Source organism: Streptomyces sp. NTD91 (assembly GCF_059510455.1).
This window is the reverse complement of the sequence record NZ_JCAJZW010000018.1, coordinates 99,401-121,736: the sequence shown is the minus strand read 5'-3', so window position 1 is coordinate 121,736 and position 22,336 is coordinate 99,401. Positions and strand designations below refer to the sequence as shown.

General features: G+C 70.0%; 19 protein-coding genes and 7 pseudogenes. 14 read left to right on the top strand and 12 right to left on the bottom strand.

Annotated elements, in window-relative coordinates:
- The first annotated feature begins 175 nt into the window (after positions 1-175).
- Positions 176-1,690: a cellulase family glycosylhydrolase gene (locus AC5WRT_RS20225; RefSeq protein ID WP_496094069.1), complete on the top strand. Its 1,515-nt coding sequence runs from the start codon at positions 176-178 to the stop codon at positions 1,688-1,690.
- Positions 1,691-2,016: 326 nt separating this feature from the next.
- On the opposite strand, the gene AC5WRT_RS20220 is transcribed toward AC5WRT_RS20225, so the two are convergent.
- Positions 2,017-2,223 (bottom strand): DUF8825 domain-containing protein, encoded by a 207-nt coding sequence (locus tag AC5WRT_RS20220; RefSeq protein WP_496094068.1) that lies wholly within the window; start codon positions 2,221-2,223, stop codon positions 2,017-2,019.
- A gap of 177 nt (positions 2,224-2,400) precedes the next feature.
- Here AC5WRT_RS20220 and AC5WRT_RS20215 point away from each other — a divergent pair, with 177 nt between their 5' ends.
- Complete coding sequence (locus tag AC5WRT_RS20215) at positions 2,401-2,937, top strand: DinB family protein (RefSeq protein WP_496094067.1); 537 nt, start codon at positions 2,401-2,403, stop codon at positions 2,935-2,937.
- A 316-nt stretch (positions 2,938-3,253) separates the two neighbouring features.
- Here the strand turns inward: AC5WRT_RS20215 and AC5WRT_RS20210 are convergent, their stop codons facing one another.
- A complete protein-coding gene (locus tag AC5WRT_RS20210; protein ID WP_496094066.1) occupies positions 3,254-3,961 on the bottom strand; it encodes a cytochrome b/b6 domain-containing protein in 708 nt (235 codons plus the stop codon).
- Entirely contained in the window at positions 3,909-4,631 is a 723-nt protein-coding gene (locus AC5WRT_RS20205) for a molybdopterin-dependent oxidoreductase (protein ID WP_496094065.1), read from the bottom strand. Before AC5WRT_RS20205 ends, AC5WRT_RS20210 begins: the two co-directional genes overlap by 53 nt.
- 467 nt (positions 4,632-5,098) lie before the next feature.
- On the opposite strand from AC5WRT_RS20205, the gene AC5WRT_RS20200 reads away from it, so the two are divergent.
- Together AC5WRT_RS20200 and AC5WRT_RS20195 are read left to right on the top strand one after the other, a co-directional pair.
- The gene (locus tag AC5WRT_RS20200; RefSeq protein ID WP_496094064.1) at positions 5,099-5,293 is read left to right on the top strand and encodes a hypothetical protein; all 195 of its coding nucleotides are present in this window, start codon (positions 5,099-5,101) and stop codon (positions 5,291-5,293) included.
- A gap of 502 nt (positions 5,294-5,795) precedes the next feature.
- Positions 5,796-6,044 (top strand): annotated as a pseudogene (locus tag AC5WRT_RS20195) (thioredoxin-disulfide reductase); the annotation flags it as partial.
- A 227-nt stretch (positions 6,045-6,271) separates the two neighbouring features.
- Here the strand turns inward: AC5WRT_RS20195 and AC5WRT_RS20190 are convergent.
- Complete coding sequence (locus AC5WRT_RS20190) at positions 6,272-7,309, bottom strand: SLAC1 family transporter (RefSeq protein ID WP_496094063.1); 1,038 nt, start codon at positions 7,307-7,309, stop codon at positions 6,272-6,274.
- 150 nt (positions 7,310-7,459) lie between these two features.
- Positions 7,460-8,476, bottom strand: a complete 1,017-nt coding sequence (locus AC5WRT_RS20185; protein ID WP_496094062.1) for an alcohol dehydrogenase catalytic domain-containing protein — start codon at positions 8,474-8,476, stop codon at positions 7,460-7,462.
- A 315-nt stretch (positions 8,477-8,791) separates the two neighbouring features.
- On the opposite strand from AC5WRT_RS20185, the gene AC5WRT_RS20180 reads away from it, so the two are divergent.
- The 4 genes from AC5WRT_RS20180 to AC5WRT_RS20165 all read left to right on the top strand — a co-directional run bounded on the left by AC5WRT_RS20180 (position 8,792) and on the right by AC5WRT_RS20165 (position 11,215).
- Positions 8,792-9,364: a TetR/AcrR family transcriptional regulator gene (locus AC5WRT_RS20180; RefSeq protein ID WP_496094061.1), complete on the top strand. Its 573-nt coding sequence runs from the start codon at positions 8,792-8,794 to the stop codon at positions 9,362-9,364.
- Between the two features lie 301 nt (positions 9,365-9,665).
- A complete protein-coding gene (gene wrbA, locus AC5WRT_RS20175) occupies positions 9,666-10,277 on the top strand; it encodes an NAD(P)H:quinone oxidoreductase (RefSeq protein ID WP_496094060.1) in 612 nt (203 codons plus the stop codon).
- A 238-nt stretch (positions 10,278-10,515) separates the two neighbouring features.
- Positions 10,516-10,809, top strand: a complete 294-nt coding sequence (locus AC5WRT_RS20170; protein ID WP_496094059.1) for a muconolactone Delta-isomerase family protein — start codon at positions 10,516-10,518, stop codon at positions 10,807-10,809.
- A gap of 34 nt (positions 10,810-10,843) precedes the next feature.
- Entirely contained in the window at positions 10,844-11,215 is a 372-nt protein-coding gene (locus AC5WRT_RS20165; protein WP_496094058.1) for an SgcJ/EcaC family oxidoreductase, read from the top strand.
- 575 nt (positions 11,216-11,790) lie between these two features.
- Here the strand turns inward: AC5WRT_RS20165 and AC5WRT_RS20160 are convergent.
- Together AC5WRT_RS20160 and AC5WRT_RS20155 are read right to left on the bottom strand one after the other, a co-directional pair.
- Complete coding sequence (locus AC5WRT_RS20160) at positions 11,791-12,228, bottom strand: Fur family transcriptional regulator (protein ID WP_496094057.1); 438 nt, start codon at positions 12,226-12,228, stop codon at positions 11,791-11,793.
- A complete protein-coding gene (locus AC5WRT_RS20155; RefSeq protein ID WP_496094056.1) occupies positions 12,225-12,776 on the bottom strand; it encodes an ATP-binding protein in 552 nt (183 codons plus the stop codon). Before AC5WRT_RS20155 ends, AC5WRT_RS20160 begins: the two co-directional genes overlap by 4 nt.
- A gap of 234 nt (positions 12,777-13,010) precedes the next feature.
- On the opposite strand from AC5WRT_RS20155, the pseudogene AC5WRT_RS20150 reads away from it, so the two are divergent.
- Positions 13,011-13,109: pseudogene (locus AC5WRT_RS20150) on the top strand (transposase); the annotation flags it as partial.
- 115 nt (positions 13,110-13,224) lie between these two features.
- Here AC5WRT_RS20150 and AC5WRT_RS20145 read toward each other — a convergent pair.
- Both AC5WRT_RS20145 and AC5WRT_RS20140 read right to left on the bottom strand, forming a co-directional pair.
- Positions 13,225-13,869, bottom strand: a pseudogene (locus AC5WRT_RS20145) (alpha/beta fold hydrolase); the annotation flags it as partial.
- A gap of 497 nt (positions 13,870-14,366) precedes the next feature.
- Positions 14,367-14,810, bottom strand: coding sequence for a VOC family protein (locus tag AC5WRT_RS20140; RefSeq protein WP_496094096.1), 444 nt, complete (start codon positions 14,808-14,810; stop codon positions 14,367-14,369).
- 254 nt (positions 14,811-15,064) lie between these two features.
- Here AC5WRT_RS20140 and AC5WRT_RS20135 point away from each other — a divergent pair.
- Both AC5WRT_RS20135 and AC5WRT_RS20130 read left to right on the top strand, forming a co-directional pair.
- Positions 15,065-16,345, top strand: a pseudogene (locus AC5WRT_RS20135) (DUF4158 domain-containing protein); the annotation flags it as partial.
- A 337-nt stretch (positions 16,346-16,682) separates the two neighbouring features.
- Positions 16,683-16,850: pseudogene (locus tag AC5WRT_RS20130) on the top strand (Tn3 family transposase); the annotation flags it as partial.
- Positions 16,851-16,997: 147 nt separating this feature from the next.
- On the opposite strand, the gene AC5WRT_RS20125 reads toward AC5WRT_RS20130, so the two are convergent.
- The gene (locus AC5WRT_RS20125; RefSeq protein WP_496094055.1) at positions 16,998-17,870 is read right to left on the bottom strand and encodes a helix-turn-helix transcriptional regulator; all 873 of its coding nucleotides are present in this window, start codon (positions 17,868-17,870) and stop codon (positions 16,998-17,000) included.
- Positions 17,871-18,059: 189 nt separating this feature from the next.
- On the opposite strand from AC5WRT_RS20125, the gene AC5WRT_RS20120 reads away from it, so the two are divergent.
- Positions 18,060-18,821: an SDR family oxidoreductase gene (locus tag AC5WRT_RS20120; RefSeq protein WP_496094054.1), complete on the top strand. Its 762-nt coding sequence runs from the start codon at positions 18,060-18,062 to the stop codon at positions 18,819-18,821.
- 101 nt (positions 18,822-18,922) lie between these two features.
- Here the strand turns inward: AC5WRT_RS20120 and AC5WRT_RS20115 are convergent.
- Positions 18,923-19,393 (bottom strand): annotated as a pseudogene (locus AC5WRT_RS20115) (site-specific integrase); the annotation flags it as partial.
- 11 nt (positions 19,394-19,404) lie between these two features.
- Between AC5WRT_RS20115 and AC5WRT_RS20110 the strand changes: the two are divergent.
- Positions 19,405-19,533 (top strand): annotated as a pseudogene (locus tag AC5WRT_RS20110) (peptide-methionine (S)-S-oxide reductase); the annotation flags it as partial.
- 423 nt (positions 19,534-19,956) lie between these two features.
- On the opposite strand, the gene AC5WRT_RS20105 reads toward AC5WRT_RS20110, so the two are convergent.
- Positions 19,957-20,565: a TetR/AcrR family transcriptional regulator gene (locus AC5WRT_RS20105; RefSeq protein ID WP_496094053.1), complete on the bottom strand. Its 609-nt coding sequence runs from the start codon at positions 20,563-20,565 to the stop codon at positions 19,957-19,959.
- 432 nt (positions 20,566-20,997) lie between these two features.
- On the opposite strand from AC5WRT_RS20105, the gene AC5WRT_RS20100 reads away from it, so the two are divergent.
- On the top strand, positions 20,998-22,176 hold the full coding sequence (locus AC5WRT_RS20100) for a YbfB/YjiJ family MFS transporter (protein ID WP_496094095.1): 1,179 nt from the start codon (positions 20,998-21,000) through the stop codon (positions 22,174-22,176).
- Positions 22,177-22,336: the final 160 nt, after the last annotated feature.

Here is a 22,336-nt window from a genome sequence, read left to right as displayed (position 1 = left end):
CTTCCCCGGGGGCGGGTGCGTGGCCCGCGGTGCTCTCGCTGCGCGCCGGTCGGAAACCAAGGTCCTGGTGTCGTGGTTCTTGACGTGTTCGACCGTCCTGGCTTCCATGGAGTCGGCGGGTCGTGGGAGCGCTCCCACTCATTCCGGCCCGCGCCTCCCGAGAGGAAGCAGCGATATGTTCCGCATCCTGCGAAGAGCGTTGTGCGCCGCAGCCGCGGCGCTCCTGTTACCGCTTGCCGGTCTCGGCATCCACACGGCGGATGCGGCGGAGACGGCGGCCGGAGCCGGTTACTGGCACACCAGCGGCCGCCAGATCCTGGACGCCGCCGGACAGCCGGTCCGGATCGCCGGGATCAACTGGTTCGGCTTCGAGACGAGCAACCACGTCGTCCACGGCCTGTGGTCCCGAGACTACAAGTCCATGATCGACCAGATGAAGTCGCTCGGATACAACACCATCCGGCTCCCGTACAGTGACGACATCTTCGCCTCCGGCACCGTTCCCAACGGCATCGACTTCTCCGGCGGCAAGAACGCCGACCTGCAAGGGCTGAACTCGCTGCAGGTCATGGACAAGGTCGTGGGGTATGCCGGCCAGGACGGCCTCAAGGTCATCCTCGACCGGCACCGTCCCGACTCGGGCGGACAGTCGGCGCTCTGGTACACGGCGTCGGTGCCGGAGTCGACGTGGATCGCCAACCTGAAGGCGCTGGCGTCCCGGTACAAGGGGCAGGACACCGTCGTCGGCATCGACCTCCACAACGAGCCGCATGATCCCGCCTGTTGGGGCTGCGGTGACACGGCGACCGACTGGCGCCTGGCCGCCCAGCGGGGCGGCAACGCGGTGCTGTCCGTCAACCCGGACCTGCTGATCTTCGTCGAGGGCGTGCAGACGTACAACGGCGTGTCGGGGTGGTGGGGCGGCAACCTGATGGGCGCCGCCCAGTATCCGGTGCAACTGGACGTGGCGAACCGGGTCGTGTACTCCGCCCACGACTACGCGACCAGCGTGGCGCAGCAGTCCTGGTTCAGCGATCCGTCCTTCCCGGACAACATGCCCGGCATCTGGGACAAGTACTGGGGCTACCTCTTCAAGCAGAACATCGCGCCCGTATGGGTGGGCGAGTTCGGTACCACGCTGGCCTCGGCGACGGACCAGAAGTGGCTGGCAGCGCTGGTGAGTTACCTGCGGCCGAGCGCGACCTACGGCGCCGACTCCTTCCAGTGGACCTTCTGGTCCTGGAACCCCGACTCCGGTGACACGGGCGGGATCCTCGAGGGCGACTGGCAGACCGTGGACACCGTCAAGGACGGCTACCTGGCGAGCATCAAGGCCCCCGGATTTCCGGGCAGCGGGTCGGGCGGCGGCCCGGGGCCCGGCGGCGGTACGGCCGTGTGCAGTGCCGCCTGCACCGTCAGCAGCGACTGGGGCAGCGGCTTCAACGCCGAGGTGAAGGTGACGAACACCGGTACCGCGGCGCTCGGTTCCTGGAAGGTGACGTGGACCTGGCCCGGCTCCGAGCAGATCACCACCATGTGGAACGCGACGTACACGCAGAGTGGGCGGACGGTCACCGCGGTGAACGCCGCACACAACGGCACGGTGGCGGCGGGCGGTGCGACGAGCTTCGGCTTCGGCGGGGCGCCCGGTGGCGGCAGCTCACCGAGGGTGAGCTGTACGGCGTCGTAGGGGAGGCGGGGGAGCCCGGAGCCCGGCTCCGGGCCCCCCGGTGGAGGCCGCCCGTCCGAGACCCGTTTCGTTCACGGGGGGTTCCGCCAGGCCGCGTGCGTGCAGCGCCCTGTTGTCGACGCACGGGCTGCGCGGGACGGGCTGCGGCCACTTCGGCGACAGCGCATGGACCAGGGTGAGAAGTCTCTGGGCGGACCCACCGGGCGGCGTCGAAGGTGCCGGAGGGACGGGCAGCGGGCCGCCACCTTCACGCTGCCCCGAGGCCCTCATGCCGCGCACGGGCGATTGGCTCGAGGTCCGCCAGGGTCGGCCGAAGCCCCAGCGGGTCAGGGAGCGGGCCGGACATCCTCTGCACCGTGCAGCGCCGCCCAGCCCGCCGACCTCCGGCCCCGCCAGTACGGATGGAACAGCACCTCCGACGACAGGTGGATCAGCCGCCGCCGTAGATCGGTGCTCGGGGTGACGGCGAGCTGCCGGTAGGTGGCGTGCCACTTCCTCTGTGTGCGAGCGACATCGTCCGGAATCGGCCTCATGACCAAATTCAATCACGTGTTCGATTTGCCTCGCATCCTCGGCCCTGCGACTCGGCAGTGACACCTGGCCGCTCGCAGCCGGCGAGGGCCGCTCTCACTGTGCGGACCGAGCGATGAGTTTCGATGCGAGGAGGGGTCGTGTGGGGGACGTGCTTGACGAGTGAGGAGATCTCAAGAGTGAGCGACATCGTGGTCCAGAAGATCATCCGGCCTGAGCGCATTGTGTCGGGCTCATGGCTGGATGTGATCGCCTCGAATCTCGACTATCACCGGGCGACCTTCTTGTGGAAGTGCGAGGGCCTGTCGGCGGTACAGCTGCGGCTACGTCCCGTGCGGTCGTCGGCGTTGACCCTGCTGGGGCTCATGCGCCATCTGCAGGGGGTCGAGCGGGCCTGGTTCCAGCGGACGCTGGCGGCCATGGCGCCGCACTTCTTTCCTTATCGGACCCACGCCACCGCCGACGGTGGCGAGTGGTACGACGAGTCGGACCCGACGCCGGCCAGGAAGGTCTACGAGGACTACCGGACGGCGTGCGAGGAGTCGCGGCAGGTGTTCGCGAAGGTGACCGCCGACCTCGACCGCATCGTGCCGAACCGGGAGTTCGGTGACACCGATGTGCGGTTCGTCCTCGAGCACGTGATCGAGGAGTACGCCCGCCATGTCGGCCACGCGGACCTCCTCCGCGAGGCCATCGACGGTGCCACCGGGGAGTAGCTCGCTTTCCCTGTCGGAGGTACCTCGGCCCTTCTCCGGGCTTCATCGGCGCCGAGAGGCTGCATGGCATCGGCGCCGAGAGGCTGCATCGCATCGGGCCGAGGGCTTCGTGCACCGTTCGGCGCCCGCGAGGCCGGACGTCCATGGCCCCGGCGAGGCCACCACCGCTCGCCGCGTCCCCGGCCCGCCCTGCCGAAGCGGCCCGGGCCGGGTGCGGCGAGAGTGCGTGCACGGTGTCGCAGGGCAGGCGGGAGTTCGGCGACAGGTCCCAGGGACGGCGCGCCCTCACCATCACCTCGATCGGCACCCCGGATGGTCACCTGAGCGGCGTCAACGCCTTGTCCGGCGTACCGGCCACGTCGTCGGCTGCTTCCTCCCTCAGCCACCGGGAGTGGTGCCTCGCCGCCCAGGACCGGCTCACGTATCCGGTCCGCATTCCGAGCCTCGTCTCGGGGTCCTCGAACGCCTTGCGCATGTGACCGAGCAGAACAATGGTGACCGCCCAGGCGAGCCAGTCGTGAACGAAGATGACGTTGGTGCGCGAGATGAGCGGGAGCAGTCCGGTGAACCACATCAGCAGCCCGGTGAACATCATCACGAGCACCGCACCCGCGATCCAGCCCGCGTAGATCTTCTGTCCCGCGTTGAACTTGCCGGCCGGACGCGCCTGTGGGGATGTGCGGCGCTTGCGGACGGCCCGCAGCCACTGCCTGTCGTAGACCGCGAAGCGGTTCAGCCTGCGCAGATCGGCGCGGAAGTCCGGGGAGGCGAGTCCCAGCAGGAAGGGCCCCGGCAGGGCGATGCCCGACCACTCGTGGACCGTGACCATCAGGTGCCGCCGGCCGACGAGCTGAGCCAGCGGGCCGATGTACAAGCAAGCAGCGGTGACCAGGCACAGCAGCATCAGCCAGCCCGTGGCCCGGTGCACCAGGCGCTCGGCGGTGCTGAACCGGCGAACCTCGCGGTCCGGCTCAGGCCGCGCCGCTGCGCCGGTCGGCGTCGTCGAGCCAGCCGTCGACGGCATAACCGCGCTCCTCCCAGTAGCCGGGAACAACCTTGTCCGTGATCGAGATGCCGGACAGCCACTTGGCGGACTTGTAGAAGTACATGGGCGCCACGTAGAGGCGCACCGGTCCACCGTGCTCGTGAATGATCGGCTTGTCCTGCATGTTCAACGCCACGAGAACGTCCGAACGGCGGGCCTGGTCCAGAGTGAGGCTCTCGGTGTAGGCCCCGTCGAAGCAGGTGAAACGGACGGCCTTGCCTCCGGGACGGACCCCGGCGGCGTCCAGGAGATCGGCCAGCCGCACCCCTTCGAAGGGCGTGTCGTCCACCCGCCATCCGTCGGTGCACAGCACGTCGTGGACGACACGGGTCTGCGGCATCGCGCGCAGTTCGGGCAGCGTGTACGTCTTCGGCCGGTCCACCAGGCCGCCGATGCTCAGCCGGTAGTTCGTCTCGTTCTTGCGGGGCACCGAGCCGACGACGCTGTAGTAACGGAAACCACCCGGGTTCGGCAGCAGGCCGGTGATGCCGGTCGCGTCCACCTGAGAGGCGGCACCGAGGAACCCTTCCCAGCCGCGCTGCATGTAGGGCGCGGCGGCGAGCCCCGCGGCTCCCGCGCCGAGCATCCCCAACATCGCCCTTCGCGCCACCGGTGCGCCGTAGGGCCTGCGCTTCGGCTCTCTTGCCATGGTTCAGTGCTCCTTCCAGGAGGCGACGATGCCGTGGCCGCGCGGCCGCATGGCATCGCGATGGCCGACTGGACCCGCGCAGGTGAACGCACGCTGGTGAGTCGCACACCGGGGGTCGTCACCTGTTCAACAGGTGACGATGTTGGCATGGTCGTTCCAGGGCCGTCAACGGCGGGCCGGAGGAGACGCTCGGCAGCGATCTCGGCGCCGTGCCCCCGGCGCGAGCTCTCGCCCGTGCCGGGCCGGGAGCCCTCGAGCGGACCTCGGGGCGACTTCCGGACGTGCACCGTTCCGCGACGTGCGAAGCGCGTGGCAGTGACGGCGCGGAGCGGCGATCCGGTCGGTGCCACGTTGCCGCATCTCCGTCACCCCCTTGACAGGTGATGACAGTGGATGCACTGTGACTGTGCCGCGCACGGGAAGCGTGCGCTCGACGGCCCTGCCGGCCTGACAGAGCGGAGAAGACCATGAGCGACGACAGCACGGCGGACGCCGCCGCCGCGGCGAGGCGTGCGCGCTTCGGCAAGCTGCCCGAGCGCACCCGCTTCGAGGACATGACCGAGGAGAGGCAGGCCTCAGCGAACGGGGGGATCGCTGCTTCCTACGAGCCCGAGGGGGCGTGGCAGTACTTCTCCTGCCTGGCCCTGGATCTCGGACTCTAGTGTCCCAACCGGCGACGTTCGCCCCGTCGCGAGGCCTCGGTCAGCTGGGCGCGTTCCCTCCGGGCCCGGCCGCCGCGGTGAGCATGCTTGGCCGACGGGTCACCGGGCGGGCCGCACGGGCCGCCTCCGAGGTCACGGAGGGGGCGGCCGAGGCCGCCGGGGTGCTCGCATAGGCAGGCACGGCGGCGACCCGGCCACGAGCCCCGGGCGTGTGTGGACACCGCACCGCGCCACAGCGGCGGATGACGATGCGTCGGCCACCGCTCCCATGTTTTGACCTGGCGTCTCGCGCCTGGTCGAGCGACGCCCGCAGACGCGTACCGCCCGCTCCCCCCGTGCCGGTCCGACGTGCGCGGGCCGGGATCCGTGCTCAGCGGTACGGCACAACTCGTCCAGGGACTCCCTGGCTGCCCAACGCCGCAGCAGGCTGCCGTCGATGAGGTGGACGCCGTGTTGCCGGGGGCCCAGAGCACCTCGGCACGGCTGAAGACGCCGAAGTGGACAGGGGCAGATCGCTCTCGATCACGCCGGCTACGTAGCTGTGGAGGGTCGCTCCACACGCACCGATCTCGACGGCGTCTTCGCGTGCGGTGACGTCGTCGATCGCGAGTACCGGCAGACCGTGACGGCGGTGGGCAGCGGATGTTCCGCCGCCCTGGACGCCGAGAGGTACCTGTCGGCGCTGACCTCCTGCGCCGGTTGCGAAGAGGCGCGCTTCGAGGTCACGACGGTGGCGGAACTGGTGCATTGATGTCTCAGCGGCCACGAACGTGGCATCGGTCGTCGTCCCCGTGACCGGTCGACGACGAGCGACGCCAGGGCGGGGATGGGCGCCGGTCAGCCGGAGATGGCCTGGGAGGCCTGCTCGATGAGGTGCGCGACCGCGGCGGGCGGCGGGCGACTTCGACGGCCGGTCGCGGGTGCCGTACTGACGTCCCGTCAGTGGACGACAGTGTGTGCTGGACACCGGGGCCGCGGTCATGCTCTCCGGGCAGGGTCCGGGCCGGCCGGGCTGCGGGAGGCACCTGCTGCGTGCCGCAGCGTCGCTGCCGACAGCAGGACGAGTGCGCAGCTGGCCGCGACCGGCAGCACCCAGGTGAGAACCGGGCGGGCCGGGTTCCGGGACGCGGCGATCAACCGGATGGCGAAATTCGTGCTCGCGGCCACGGGGAAGCTGTAGACCCACAGTCCGGGATGGAAGGACCGCTGGCGCAGCTCGGGAAGGAGGAAGGCGACCAGGAGGACGGTGAAGAGCAGGGTGCCCGCGAAACCGTAGCCGACCGGGCCGAAGACGCCCTTGTGGGCCGCGGTCCATGCGATGCCGCCGGTCGCCGGTGGAATGGTCAGGACCGTGAGTACGGGCCGCGCCGGCTGGGGGAGGGGCCCGGAGGTGACGAGGCTGCCCAGGATGACGGTGCCGAACGTCAGCCAGTAGAGCAGCCCGATCGCGAACGCCGCGTCGGCGATGACGGGCAGCTTGAGCGTCGACGCGGTGGCGCTCGCGATGAACGGGGCGGAGGAGACCGGCAGCAGATAGCCCGGGTGCAGGAGCGTGGCGCTGAGCGAACCGGTGAGCCAGTGGGCCAGCAGTCGCGCGGCGACCAGGGCGCCGGGAGCGGCGAACACCGCGTACGCCCATCGGGCACCGTCGGTCCCGAACCGGGAGAAGTGGCCGGCGACGAGCATGCCGATGATGGGGACGTAGGAGATCGCGAAACCCTGAGCCGGATGGCGTATGTCGTGGCGGAGGTTGTGCCACCTGGCTCCTCCGTGGCGCAGGTACTGGATCAGCAGAACCAGCCACACCAGAGCGCTGATCGCGTAGAGGGCGTCGCTGACCGGCAGGGCCGCCGGATGGACGGTCACCGATGCCTGCCAGGCACCACCCAGACCAGCGGTGCCGAGGGAGATGGACAGCAGACCGATCCGGTCCGCCCGGACCGCATGTCTGTCGGGCGGAAGCTCGATCGGCGGTGGGGACACGGAGGGGGAGGCGTTTGCCGTGGTGTTGGTCATCTAAAGCCCTGGGAAGGCCCGACCGCTTGGGGCGAGCGGGGATGGGAGGTGCCGGCTGACGATCGTGGTTCCGGTCGGCCGTGCGGGCGGGAGCGTCGGAGCCCGCCTGCACGGCACCGTGAGGCCTTGCCTCGCCCGGCGGGTGGTGTCTCAGGCCGCCGTGTCGAGTACGACGCGGAAACGTGCCTTGCCCGTGAGCATCCGCTCGTACCCCTGCACTGCCTGCTCGAAGGGCAGTACCTCCAGGCTGGGACGAATGTCGTGGGCAAGGCTGAAGGCGAGGTTGTCCTCGTTCTCGATGGAGGAACCGGTCAGGCTGCCGGTGATGGAGCGGGTCCCGAAGATCAGGTCGGGGGTCGAGACGGTCAGCGGATCGGGCGCGGCGCCGACCGCGATCAGCTTGCCGTTCGGGGCCAGACCCCGGACCAGGGGGTTCATGGAGGAACCGCTGGAGGCGGTGGCGACGATGATCGAGGCGCCGCCCAGGTCGCGCAGTGCGGCCCCCGGATCGGTGCTCGTGCTGTCGATGTACTCGTGGGCGCCCAGCTGACGGGCGAGCGCCTCCTTCTCCTCACCCCGTGCCACGGCCGCGACCCGGTAGCCCAGGCTGCGTGCGTACTGCAGGGCCAGGTGTCCGAGTCCGCCGATGCCCTGCACGGCGACAAGGGCCCCCGCACGAGCGTGGCCCTGCTGCAACGCGGCGAAGGTGGTCAGGCCGGCGCATAGGAGGGGAGCGGCGTCCAGGGCCGAGATCCCCTTGGGAATGCGCACCAGTCCGCTTGCCCGGGCATAGGCCACCTCCGCGTAGCCGCCGTCGGTGGTCGTTCCGGTCTGCGCCTGGTCCAGGCAGTTGACGAAGTCGCCCCGACGACAGGGCTCGCATTCCCAGCAGTGCCCGTTGAGGAAGCCGACGCCGACACGGTCACCGGGCTGCCAGGCGGTCACACCGGCCCCGACGGCGTCGATGACGCCGACAATCTCGTGGCCCGGGACGATGGGCTGCGACGGGTCGGACCGCAGACCCTCCACCGCCAGCACGTCGGTGTGGCAGATACCGCAGGCCTGGACCCGTATCCGGACGTGGCCCGGTGCGGGTTCGGCCAGCTCACGCTCGACCAGCCGGAGGTTGTGGACTCCGGTGGCCTCGAAGGCTCGATAGGTGGACATGCTCCAGCTCCTGGGTGATGTGGTGAAGCGAAGCCCCGCCTGTGGCGGGGGGCGACCATCGGGGCCGCTGCGGCAGCGCGCCGTTCGTCCGGACGGGCTCAGCCGCGGACGAAAGTGAGGCGCCGTTCGAATATGACCGGTCGACTTACCCTGAGTCAAGCCGACCCCCTCGACGGGTCGGATCGTCGGTGCCGTACGGCTCGCACCCCGCTCGGCGCAGGCGTCAGGCTGTCGAGCGCTGCGTCGCTCTCGCCGGTGGGCGCAGGTTGACTCCGGTCAAGGCGACCGGCCATATTGAATCGGAGGTGATTCAGGATGGGACGCGCGTCCAAACGTGAGGAGATCGCGCAGGCCGCCCTGCGGCAGTTCCATGCGCAGGGCTTCAATGCCACCGGCATCAACGACATCACCAAGGCCGCCGGCGTGCCCAAAGGCTCGTTCTACAACCACTTCTCCAGCAAGGAGGAGGGTGCTCTGGAGGCGCTGGCCCGGTATGCCGCAACTCTGCGGTTCGACATGCTCGAAGAGCCGGGGCGCCCCCCGCTGGAGCGGTTGCGGGCGCACTTCGAGCACCTCGGCAGGGACACTCTCGACAACGGGTTCGTCCGCGGGTGCCTCGTCGGCAACCTGGGTGCGGAAGTGGCGGATCACAACGAGGACATCCGCTCGGCCGTCCGGCGGGGTTTCGAGCGGTGGGCCGCGCACATCGAGCAGGTGCTCGTCGAGGCGCAGGAGGCAGGCGATGTCGACAGTGCTGTCGACGCGAAGGCCACCGCGCTGTTCATCCTGAGCGCCTGGGAGGGGACGCTGATCACGGGCCGGGCGTACAAGTCCGGGGCGCCGGTGGAGGCGTTCTTCCGGACCGTCTTCGACGTCGTCCTGCGATAGCACCGCTCGGCCTGCGCCGGCGTCGAGAGGCTCTTCAGTCGTCCGTATCCGATCAGGGCCGCCGAGTGTGGCCGCACGAGTCGCCCGTGGTGCGCGGCCTCTGGTGGCGGGGCAGTGGCCCCTTGTGCGGGCCCGGCAGGGCTCTGTGCTGCCGCTGGGGCCTGCCTGGGAAGCAGGCGGGAAACGGAGCGCTTGACGTAAGTCGACCGGTCGTCTACTTTTTAGACGACCGGTCGGCTGGTTCTTTCGCGGGGCCGATCGGTTCTCTTGTCGATCACATCCCATGAAGCGGAGCCTCGCGATGACCACCCCTGTCAAGCTCGCCATCGTCTACTACTCGTCCACCGGCACGATCGCGGAGATCGCCCAGGAACTCCATGACGCCAGTGCCAAGGCGGGTGCCGAGGTCCGACTGCTCAAGGTCGCCGAGCTCGCCCCTCAGGCCGCCATCGACTCCAACCCCGCCTGGGCGGCCAACCACGCGGCCACTGCCGGTGTCCCCGAAGCCACCCCGCAGGACATCGAGTGGGCCGATGCCGTCATCTTCGGCACACCCACCCGCTTCGGCAACGTCTCCTCGCAGCTGAAGCAGTTCATCGACACGCTCGGCGGGCTCTGGGCCGAGGGAAAGCTGACCGACAAGGTCTACAGCGGCTTCGTCTCCGCCGCCACCGCTCACGCCGGCCACGAGTCCACCCTCCTGGCCCTGTACAACTCCGTCCACCACTTCGGCGGCATCATCGTCTCACCGGGCTTCACCGACCCCGCGAAGTTCACCGACGGCAACCCCTACGGCACCTCCCACGCCGACGGCCAGGGCACCAACCCCGTCGACGAGGTCACCCGCACCGCCGCACGCATCCAGGCCGAGCGCGTCGTCAAGATCGCCGGCAACCTGAAGGCCGCCGCCTGATCGCACCACCGGACGTGAACCTGCAGGCGGCCGCTCATGGCCGCCGGCAGGATCCCGGGCCGTTCGGGGCCTCCGTCGCATGCCGGACGAGTGGCCACGTCGCGCCGTCCGGCGGTGACCGGCCGACCATACTTCCAGCGCTGCGGTACCAGCCTGCCCGGGGACGCAGAGGCGTCCTCACGCACGAGAGGGTGCGTCCCGCGTGGCCTGGGTCAGAAACGAGAAAGGACGAAAGACGATGAAGGAGTTCCTGGTCGTGCTCACCACAACCGTCCCTGAGGGGACCGACCCGGAGGAGGTCGCGCGGCGCCGTGCCGCCGAAGCCGTCCGCGCCGGCGAACTGGCGGCCACCGGTCACCTGGGCCGGCTGTGGCGCCCCGTCGGCGAGCTGCGCAGCATCGGCCTGTGGCGCGCCGACGACGAGGCCGACCTGCGTGAGAACGTCCTCGGCACGCTGCCCCTGTGGCCGTGGATGACCGCCGAGATCACCGCGCTGCAGCCGCACCCCAACGACCCGGGCACCAACAGCTGACCACCACTTTCAGGCCGTAGCCAGGAGGCAACCGATGAACGGCACAACAGCACAGGAAGCCATCGTGCGTGGCGTGATGGACCGGTGGAAGTCCGCGGTCGACGCGCACGAACCGCAGCAGGTCGCCTCGATCTTCACCGAGGACGCCATCTTCCAGGGTCTGCACCCCTACACCGTCGGCCGGCCGGGAGTTGCCGACTACTACGAGTCCCAGCCGATGGGGCTGACAGCCGACTACCAGGTGCTGGAGACGCGCAGGCTTGCCGAGGACGTCCTGCTCGGTTACCTGGGGGTCGACTTCTCGTTCACCGACAGGCCTGCCATCCAGGTCAATCTCAGCGTGGTGCTGAGGCGTCTCGACGACCAGTGGTACCTCTCCCACTACCAGGTGTCCAAGCTCGGCTGACGAGCTCCGCGGGCGGGCCGCGAGCGAAGGCGTTCCTGCCCGAGGGCCGTCTCGCGGGGAAACGGCGGCGCGCGGCGTGCATGGGACCTGCTCCGGAGCGAGCCCGAAATGCTCGCGGTACGCCGCAAGGACTGCGCCTTCCGGAAGGTCCCGTGTCCGTCGGTTGCCGCGCCGGTGATGATCGGACTGCGCCTGCTGAGGGCGATCAGCCCGGGCCCGGGGGCAGACAGGAGCCGACTGCGGGCGGCGGACGGGAGGTCGTGGAATCGGCGCTGCCGCTCAGGGCCTTCGCCGAAGTCCGGCTCCGACCCGACCTCGGGCGGACGGCGCTCGGCCGCGCGGTACGCCGACACGGCGACGGCAAGGGGGTGCGGTGGATCGGTTCGACGCCGAACAGGTCGCGGTGGGTGTCGATGAAGCGGATCAGCTTCGGGGTCGAGGACCGAGTTCCGCTGCGAGAGGGGCGGCCACGGCCCGGACGCAGCGGAAGCAGGCTCCGTGCCGGGTGACGAGCCACTCGCACCGCCAGGACAGGCGGTCTCTTCGCAACGAGTCGGGAAGGGCCGGGTGCGTCGTCACGCGACCTGGCAGTCGGGGCACACGCCCCAGAACGTCACTGCCGCCTCCTGGATGGCGTATTCCTTCGGCAACTGGGGTTCCATGCAGGGTGCCGCGCCCACCGCGCACTCCACGTCACGGATGGCACCGCAGCTGCGGCACACGAAGTGGTGGTGATTGTCGTGGTTCTCGGTCTCGTAGCGGGCCGGGTGCCCGGCGATCTGAGTGCACCGGACCAGGCCGGCGTCCGTGAGCGCACGCAGGACGTTGTAGGTGGCCTGCAGGGACAGGCGGCCGGTGACCCGCTGGGCGCGCTCTCGCAGGGTGTCGACATCGAGATGGTCTGCCGAACGGGAGACGGCCATCAGGACGGCCATGCGCGGAGCGGTCACCCGCATGCCCGCCTTGCGCAGCTGTGCCGCGGCCAGCTCCATGGGTTGCTCCGCGGTGGTCATTCTGGCTCGTACTCCCTGTCGTCCTCCGGGGCCGCCTCGTCACCCTCCGGTGCGGTGTCCGCGGACAGATCGAACCACACGGTCTTGCCGACCGGCCCGTACTCAAAGCCCCACCGCGCGGCCAGGCTCTCCACCAGGCTGAGTCCGCGGCCGTGCTCGTCCTCGAAGCCGACGTCGGTCCGGCGCGGAGCCTCCGAAGAGCCGTCGCTGACCAGACAGCGCACATGCGACACCCGCTCCAGGGTCAGACGCAGCGGACCGGAAGCATGACGCAGTGCGTTGCACACGAGCTCGCTGACCAGCAGCTCGGCGGTCGGGACCAGGCCACACAGGCCCCACTGGGGCAGCACCTCGCGTATGGCGGCCCTCGCCACGGCGCATGCGGTCGGCGACCAGGGCAACGCCCACGGACCGCCGACGAAAGACTCCACCCGGTCCGTGGCAGGCGGCGCGGCCGGCGGGAGGGGCGGCGCGGGTTGCGGGCCAGGGACAGCCGCGCCGGTCGCCGTTCCCCCCGGGCGGGTGTCTCGAGGAACTGCGCTGTCCATGGCGTCCCCCTTCGGGGTGGTACCAAATGTCCCCCATGACGCTACGCCTGTTCTGGAGCGGGTCAAGATTATGGAGCGCATCACTTTTCGTGACCCATCGCGGACGCTGGGGGATTCATCTGCCGGCAGAGGTGATCGAGCGGATGGTCAGCGCCGGGCGGCGAGCGACGCGGGCGCCGGACAGCGGCCGCCCCACGGCTCCTGCACGGGCGGGCAGTGGTTGCCTTCCGTGCCGTGGGGAACCGGCTGAACACCCACGTCTCTCAGGCCCTGCGTGACCTGTTCGCCGAGCGTGAGTCGCTGACGGTGTTTCTGCTTCCCGCTTACCCGCCGCCCGACCTCAGGCGCACGTCGAACACCGGCTCGAACCTCTCCCAGGGGGAGTCGGGCCGCCTGGAGCGGCACTTCTCCGCCTTCGGCGGCGAAACACCCCGCGATTCGCGGCGCTTCAGAAGTGGTCGACGTCGACGACGGCCTGGGCGAAGGCGGTGGGCGCCTCCTGCGGCAGGTTGTGGCCGATGCCGGACAGCGTCCGGTGCTCGTACTCGCCGGTGAAACGGTCGCGGTAGGAGACCCCGTTGCCGGGCGGGGTGAACGGGTCGCGCTCGGCGTCGAGGGTGATGGTGGGCACGCCGATGAGCGGACGGGTGGCGAGTTGCTTCTCGTAACGGTCGTAGCGGCGCTCGCCGTCGGCCGTGCCGATCCGCCAGCGGTAGTTGTGGATCACGATGGCCGCGTAGTCGGGGTTGTCGAAGGCCGTGGCCGTGCGCTCGAACGTGGCGTCGTCGAAGTGCCGCGTCGGCGACACGGTGTCCCAGACGAACCGGCACAGGTCGTGCCCGTCCTTTTCGTCCTCCATGGCGAGGCGGCCCCGCTCGGTGGCGAAGTACCACCGGTACCACCGGGCGTGCTCCGTCGCTGCAGGCTGCGGCTTCTTCTGCGCCGCGACGTTGGTGATGAGGTAACCGCTCACCGGCACCAGTGCCTCGACGCGTTCGGGCCACAGGGCAGCGATGATGTCTTCGGAGCGCGAACCCCAGTCGAATCCGGCGGGAAGGGCCTTCTCGATCTTGAGGGCGCCCATCAGGGCGATGCGGCGGCCGGGAGGCCGGAGCGGTCTCGTCGTCTCCAGACGGTCCGCAGCGCGTGTCCTGGTGCCGACTGGGCGGTCGAGACCCCACGCGGATCCCGCGGCGGACGGCGCTGGGCGTGATGTCGCCGACATCGCAGGGCGTCACACATTCGGGTTCATGTGCCGACCCGGGGGGCCATGAACGTCCAGGAGCGCCTGGCGATCGGTCCGGAGGGTGCTGAGTGGCGCTCGGTCCCTCGCTGGGGGCGTCGCTCGTCCGCGGACAGATCGACGCGGCCACGGGCCGCATCAGTGCCTTGCCGGGTTCGCGGGTCCCGAAGTGGCGCTTCTCGCCGAGCGGTTCACGCTCCACGCTCACGATGCGCAGCCCCGCGGACCGGTCCGTTCGGCCACGCTCTCACCGGCCGGTCCGGCGCCTGCGAGGATCCCGGCGTGGGTGCGTGGCGTGTGGTCCGTCACCCGCGTGCCCCGGGCCGTCTCTTCACACCGCTCGCCTTTCAGCGGCCTGGCAGGCGTGTGGTGACTTCCTGGAGGACCCAGCCGTTGCCGTCGGGGTCGTTGAAGGCGGCGAAGGAGCCGTAACTGGCGCGCTCGGGGTGGGGGCCGCTGACCCGGCCTTCCCGGGTGCCGCGATGGAATACGCCGCCGGCGTCGTGGAAGATCTCACCCATGTCGATGCCCCGGGCGACGAGGTCTGCGTGGGCGGCCTCGATGTCCGAGACGATGAGGTGCAGGCCCTGAACGGAGCCGGGCGCAGCCGTCGTGACCCCGGTGCCGAAGAGGATGGAGCACTGGGAGCCGGGGGGTGTCAGGTGCACGACGCGGTAGGTGTCGTCAGCGACGTAGTCCACGTCCAGGCGGAACCCCGCGGCCTCGTAGAAGCCCTTGGCGCGGTCGACGTCTGAGACGGGCAGCACCACGACTTCGAGTTTCAGGTCCATCTGCGCTTCCACTTCCATGAACGGAGGCGCCGCACGTCCGAGTGCGTCACCGGTTTGGACAGTGATGAGATGCTGACAGCTCATGTGTCACCCGTCAAGACGGTGACGCAGCGGCTCGGCGCTGGGGGTTGAGGAACATCGGAACGAAAACCGGCGCTAAGCCCCTGGAGGGCCTGAGAGCGCTTTGACCTGGGGTTCGGCTGAGGCAGAGCCTTCGGCAGTCGTGTTGACCACTGACTGTCCGGAGGTCCGGGGTGCCGGTCGAGTTTCTGACAGATGAGCAGGCCGCGAAGTACGCGGCGTACGACGGGGCGCCGTCCCGTACGGAGTTGGAACGGTTCTTCTTCCTCGATGACGCGGACCGGGAGCTGATCGAGGGCAAGCGGCGGTCCCACAACCGGCTGGGTTTCGCCGCCCAGTTCACGACCGCTCGCTATCTCGGGGTGTTCCTGGACGACCCGACCGACATTCCGGCGGAGGTCGCCGACTACCTTGCCGAGCAGCTCGGCATCGCGGACGCATCGGTGCTGAAGGCGTACGGTGAGCGGGAGAACACCCGGCTTGATCACGTCCGTGATCTGCGGCGGGTCCTGGAGTACACGGAGTTCGCCGAGGCGGAGGCCGAGCTGCGGGGGTGGGTGGACGCGCGGGCCTGGACGACAGGCGAGGGCCCGAAGGCACTGTTCGACGCGGCGGTGGGGTGGCTGCGCGAGCGCCGGGTGCTGCTGCCTGGGGTGACGACGCTGGCCCGGCTGGTGGCTGCCGTGCGGGAGGCAGCAAACCAGCGGCTGTGGGACACCCTCCACGGTCTGCTGAGCACCGGTCAGCGGGCGGTGCTCGACTCCCTGCTGACGGTGCCGCCGGGCGCCCGGGTGTCGGAGCTGGACCGGCTGCGCCGGGGTCCGGTGCGGATCTCCGGTCCCCAGATGAAGTGGGCGCTGGAGCGGGCGGAGGAGATCGCCGCCTTCGGGATGGCGGAGGTGGACGTGTCCGCGATACCGCCACGGCGGCTGGCGGAGTTGTCGCGGTACGGGATCGACGGCAAGGCGTCGCTGCTCAAGCGGCACGGCGACTCCCGGCGCCTGGCGACGCTGCTGGCCACCGCCGTCTATCTGACGTCCCGGGCGGTCGATGATGCCCTGGACCTGCTCGACGTGCTCATTGCCACGAAGCTGTTGGCCAGGGCGGAGCGGGAGACGGCGAAGGAGAAGCTGAAGAGTCTGCCGCGGGTGGAGCGGGCTTCGGCGAAGCTGGCCGCCGCGTTCCAGATCGTGTTCGACACTACGAGCGAGCAGGTCGACACCGACACTGGGGAGATCAGTCCGCCCGAGGTGGAGACGCTGGAGGCGATGTGGGAGCGGATCGAGCAGGTGGTGCCCCGGCATGAGCTGGCGGCCGCGATTGCCGCGCTGTTCGAGCTGACCCCGCCGCTCGACTCAGACGCGGACGAGGCATGGCGGACCGAGCTCGTCACCCGGTTCGGCACCGTACGGCCGTTCCTGAGGCTCCTGGTGACGGTGGTCGACTTCGGCGCCTGTCAGCGGTCACGTAATTCCCCAGGATCTTCATGATCAGCGTCACGCAATTCCCCACCTGGGCTGAGGCCGTGACGGGCCGCCCGACGGTTGAGTGTGCGGCTGGTCCGGTCAGTCAAGGGCGCCTTCGGCGGCGCTCCGCGCTGGCCTTGCGGCCACCCTGGACAGCCCTGACCAGCCTGAATGACGGTCTGGCTATCGGGCGGCCCGGGAACCTGCGGCGCCCTGGGGATCTCGACGCACGGTTGCCGTCCCCATGAACACGACGATCGCGGCATCGGCGTCCCCCTGGCCCATTACGTGACGTTCTAGGTGGGGAATTACGCGACCGTCCACATTCAACACGCGGTACATGGACGCCGCGGTGAATCAGCTGCGCGCGGATGGCTTCGACGTCCGTGACGAGGACGTGGCCCGCCTCTCGCCGTTCGTCAGGCATCACATCAACATGCTCGGCCGGTACTCCTTCCAGCTTCCCGACCTGCCCGGTGGCCTGCGCCCGCTGCGCGACCCGGACGCCACCCACGAGGAATGGCCGGGTCCTCCTGGCCCGCACCGCCGGACGGGAGGACCATGGAGGTACGTCCGGCGGTGCGGCCACTGCGGCATGGTGCGGGCGTTCTGGTTGCGACGCCGGGGCGGCGCGTGTTCGTCAGGGCGTCTTTGGGCGCGGGGCGTCCGCCGGTCTGTCGTGTGCTGTACCGGCGGCCTCGGTGGGTGAGAGTGCGGCGAGGAGCCGCAGTTTCTCGTCGCTGTCGCTGTCCTTGTCCGGGTAGTAGACGACGAGGATGACGTCGTCGATGGGGAGTTTGTCGCGGTGGAGGCGTAGTTCACCGACAACGGGGTGGTGGACGGTGGTCGTGCCTCCGTCGAGACCGCGGACGTCGTGGCGAGCCCACAGGGTGCGGAACCGCTGACTGGACAGTGCGAGTTCTCCGACGAGCTCGACGAACCGGGGGTTGTCGGTGTCGTCCCCGATGGTGGTGCGAAGGGCGGCGATGAAATCGGCGGTGGCTTTCGTCCAGTCCTGGTGGAAGGCTTGTTCCTCAGGATCAAGGAGGAGGGAACGAAGCCGGTTCTGGCCGGGCTGCAGGCGGGGGGAGAGCGCGACCGCCATGGAGTTGGAGGCCAGGACATCGAACGCGCGCCCTTCGACGAACGCGGGGATCTGAAGGTGGGCGAGCAGCTCGTGCACGCGCGCCGGTACGTGCTCGGGCCGCTTGCGGCGCGGCGCCCTGGGGCGTGCCGCCGCGAGGCCGAGCAGATACGTCCGCTCGATGTCGTCGAGCTGCAGTACCCGCGCGAGTGATTCGAGGACCTGCGGCGAGGGGTTCTTGTCACGGCCCCGTTCCAGGCGAAGGTAGTAGTCGGGACTGATTCCGGCGAGCAGGGCGACTTCCTCGCGGCGCAGGCCGGGCACGCGGCGGTTGCCCCCGGGCGGGAGTCCTGCCTGTGCCGGGGAGACCAGTTCGCGTCGGGCGCGGAGGTAGCTGCCGAGTTGGTTGCCGGATTCCTCGTCCTTCATACCGACACCGTAATGCGGTGCGCGTGTCCCAGAGAGGGCCCTGGCAGGACCAGGGAAGACGGGGGCCCTGCCACACCCGGCGGATGCCGTCAAGACTGCGATAGCACTGTTTTGAAAGAGACAGAGAGCATCACTGTCTGCGCCGCGGGCCTGAACGCCGGCGGCGCCCTGTACTGAAGGGAAGATCTCGTGGATCTCTCCAACCGCACCGTTCTCATCGTCGGCGGAACCTCGGGCATCGGGCGCGAGCTGGCCCGGCGGTTCGCTGCGGCGGGCAGCACCGTGGCCGTTGGCGGCCGCAGCCCGGAGGCGCTCTCGGAACTCGCCGAAGAAGGCTTCGGCACGATCAGCATCGACGTCACCAACAGTGCTTCCGTCGCATCTGCCCGTGACGCCGCGCTCGCCCGCTACCCCGAACTGGACACCGTGGTGACGATGTCGGGCGTCATGCTCCTGGAGGACCTGCGCGACCCCGCGCACTTCGAGGCGGCAGCAACGACGATCGACACCAATCTGCTCGGCACCATCCGGGTCATCGACGCCTTCACCCCGCACCTGGTCCGGCGGGGTACCGGCACCTTCATCACCGTCACCTCCGGCATCGCCTTCCTGCCGTTCCCGCCCATGCCCACCTACGCCGCCTCGAAGGCCGCGGTGCACGCCTACTCCGAGGCACTGCGCGCGCAGCTCGACGGCACCGGTGTCGGCGTCGTCGAGCTCGTCCCCCCGGCCGTCGCCACGGCGGGACAGGAAAAGGTGAACCCGCACGCGCTGCCGCTCGACGACTTCGCCACCGAGGTCATGCACCTGCTCTCACAGGACCCCACCCCCCACGAGATCCTCGTGAAGGGCGTCCTCATGCACCGCTGGGCCGAGCGCGACGGCACCTACGACGACCTCGTCGCACAGCGATCCCAGGCCCTGACCATGCTCTCCGGCCGCCAAGGCTGACACCCTTCCCCTTCCGATCGACGGCCTCATCGCTCATCGCCCGAACCCCGCCACCCGAACGGCCCCGCCCGCGCGGCCCACCCTGCCGGGCGGCGACAGTTTCAGCGGCGGGCGTCTCCGGGGGCGAGCAGGCTGGTGAGTTCGGCGATCGCCTCCGGGGAGGGCTTGAAGTAGCGGCGGACGTTCTCCGGCTTCTTGTGCCGGGACTTCGCCATCAGCATCAGCAGCGAGGCGCCCTGCTCGCCGAGGTGGGTCAAGGCAGAGTGGCGGTACTCGTGCAGGTCCCAGCCCGTTCCCAAGCCGCGCAGGGCGGTGTGCTCGTCCAGCAGCGCGCGGGCCTGCCCGTACGACAGGCGCGCCAGGCCGGTATCCGGGCAGACATCGCGGGGGCTGACGACCTTGCCCGGACCTGGACGGCGGTGGGTGACGAACACCGGCCCACGGGTGCGGCCTTTGGGGAGCCGGGGCAGCAGCCGGGCGGTGCCAGCGTCCCAGTACACGGTCTCCAGCACGTAGTCCTCGCGCGCCTGGCCCCGGCGGCGGGCCTTGGTCCGGGCGCCCTTCGCTTTGACCACCCGCTCAGACCGAGGTTGTACCGGCGGGCCCGTTCTGGGAGGCCGAGCCGGAACATCAGGACTACCTCCAGCGCTATCCGGACGGCTGCACCTGTCATTTCCCGCGCCCCGGCCGGAGGCTTCCCAAGCGCGTGTGAGGTGACGGCCGGGTCCGGCGGACCGTCCCGGCCGTGCTCCGCGCGATGCGTCACCGCGGGGCACGCGGTGGTCGGTCCAGGGGACCCAGGCCGATCGCGCAGTCGAGCCGGGCCGAGGCCGCTCTCGCTGACCGTGACCGCCGCCTTCTTCGTCGGATATTCGTACGGTCCGGCGCGGTCGGCCGGGTCGCTGACGACGCGCACGCCGCCGATGCCGATGACGGTGGACTGTCCAGGGACAGTGATCGCACACCCTGCCGCAGAGCTCAGGGGGCGTCGTCGACGCCTGCTGGATCCGCCCCTGTAGGCCCGACTCCGCTGCCGGTCCGGAGTCTGGGTGGCATCGGGTGGTGTTGCTTGCCGCGTCGTGGGGGGCGGCGCTCCCGGCCGGCGGGGCCCCGGGTGTGGGGATGGTGGCGGGGCTCAGGTGCGGGCCGGTGTCCGGGCGCCGAGCAGGGCCAGGCAATTGGCCCACAGGGTGTCCAGTGGTGAGGTGTTGTTGTAGAGCTTGGCGAACAGTACCTGGCCCTCGAGTTGGGCGACGACGGACTGGGCGGCTGCGCGGGTGTCCGTTGCGCTCACCTCGCCGCGCGCCCGGGCCTGGGTGATGACGGTGTCGACCATCTGCGTCTGGGCTTCGAAGATCTGCTGGAGCCGTTGGCGTATGGCCTCGGTCTGATTGCTCATCTCCAGGGAGAGGTTGCCGAACAGGCAGCCCGAAATCACCCCGCAGCTTTTCTGGCCGGCCTGCTGGGCGGCCTGGGTGGCCTCGAACAGCTGTCGCAGCCGTTCGAGCGGCTCGGCGTCACCGTCCAGGATCCGGGTCCACTCGCGCTGTTCCGCGGTCCAGTGTTCCTCGATCACCGCGAGGGCGAGGGCTTCCTTGGACTCGAAGAAATAGTAGAAACTGCCCTTCGGTACGCCCGCCGTCTTGCAGATCTCGGCGACGCCCAGAGCGGAGTAGCCGCGCTGCTCGATCAATGAGTGCGCAGCGGTGAGGATCTTTTCCTTCGCGTCACTTGTCCGGCCCATGCCCACAGTATACGACCGATCGACTATGACCGGTAGATGCAACGGTCCACTCGTTCTCCTCGCCGCCCTGCCCTGTAGGAGGCTGAGCCTCTCAGCAGGGAGAAACGCGGTCGTGGAAGGTTCCCGGGGTGCGGCCCACTCTGGAGGCATGGTGAGCCGCCGACGGCGGTACGGTCCCCGGGCAGACGAGTCCACGAGCGCGGGCCCACCGCACCCCTTCGCAACCCAGCCGCAGCTGATGACCCCCGCGACGCCTCGAAGCCGCGCCGGGCCAACGACAACGCTCTGCGCCCTGACCCTGAGGCTTCGAGGACCGTCGAGGAAGATCGCATGACCGCAACACCGTCGCAAGGCCATCCGCACGCCACGAGCGGGCTGCTGCGTTCGCCGTGGGTCCACGTCGCCCAGGCGGCTGCCGCGCTTGCGGCCGGCATGGGCGTCGGCCGCTTCGTCTACACCCCGATCCTGCCCTTGATGCACACCCGGGCCGGCCTGTCGGCAGGGGCGGGAGCGAACCTGGCGACCGCCAACTACGTGGGGTATCTGATCGGGGCTGTGGCCGGGACCCTGCTTCCGGGCCTGGTGCGTTCCACGGCCGTGCTGCGTGGCTGCATGCTGGCGCTCGTCGCCTCTCTCGCGGCGATGCCCCTGACGCACACCACCGTCGTCTGGCTGTTCCTGCGGCTGGGCGCGGGAGTGTTCAGTGCGCTGATCTTCGTGATCGCCGTCAGTTCCCTCCTCAGCCATCTGCGCGACCACCCCGCTCACCTGCCCGGTTGGGCGTTCGGGGGTGTCGGTGCCGGCATCGCCCTGTCGGGGGTGCTCGTCCTGGTCCTGCGCACCGTCGGTGACTGGGAGACGGCGTGGTGGGCCTCCGCGGCTCTGGCCGTCGCACTTACCGCCGCTGCCTGGGCTCTGCGCCCCGAGCCGACCACGCAGCCGCCCGCGCCCGAGTCACGGCAAGAGGCGGCAGCTCCACGTACCCATCGCTGGTTCGGTGCCCTGTTCGCTGCCTACACACTGGAGGGCGTCGGCTACATCATCGCCGGCACCTTCCTGGTCGCGGCCATCGAACAGACCTCACCCGGATGGATCGGCAGCGGCGCATGGGTGCTCGTGGGCCTGGCCGCCATCCCTTCCTCCGCGCTCTGGGCGGCGCTCGGGCGCCGTTGGTCCCGCCCGGATCTGCTGCTGGCCGCGCTGGTCGTGCAGGCCGTGGGCATCGCGCTGCCCGCCCTGGTGGGTGGCGTCGCCGCCGCGCTCATCTCTGCGGCGCTCTTCGGAGCCACGTTCATCGGTGTCAGCACGCTGGCCCTCGGAGCGGGCGCGCACCTGCGGTTCCCTCGCGCCGTGGCGCTGCTGACCGCCGGATACTCGGTCGGCCAGATCCTCGGCCCCCTCGTCGTCGCCCCCCTGTTGCACCACGGCTATCACCAGGCGCTCGTCCTGGCGGCTGTCGTCGTCCTGGCCGCGGCGCTTGCCGCCTTCGCCCTGCGCATCGGATTCCCTCACCACGTGCCCGTCTCGTGGCATGAGGGGCCGAGCCAGGAACCAGCCCCGGGAGACCGGCTCGGCGCTCCGGACACCGGCGAAGCGCAGGCGGTCGAGTGACGTCCGGCCCAGCCGTGTCCCACCGTGCGCGCGCCTTGGGAAGGAGCGGAGCACCGCGCAGTCGGTGCCGGCCGTGGGCGGGCGCCGCCATCTCCTGCCACCGCGCTGGGCACTGGGTCCGCCGCACGAGGCGGTGCCGCGGGTGCCGGTGCTGCCGGTC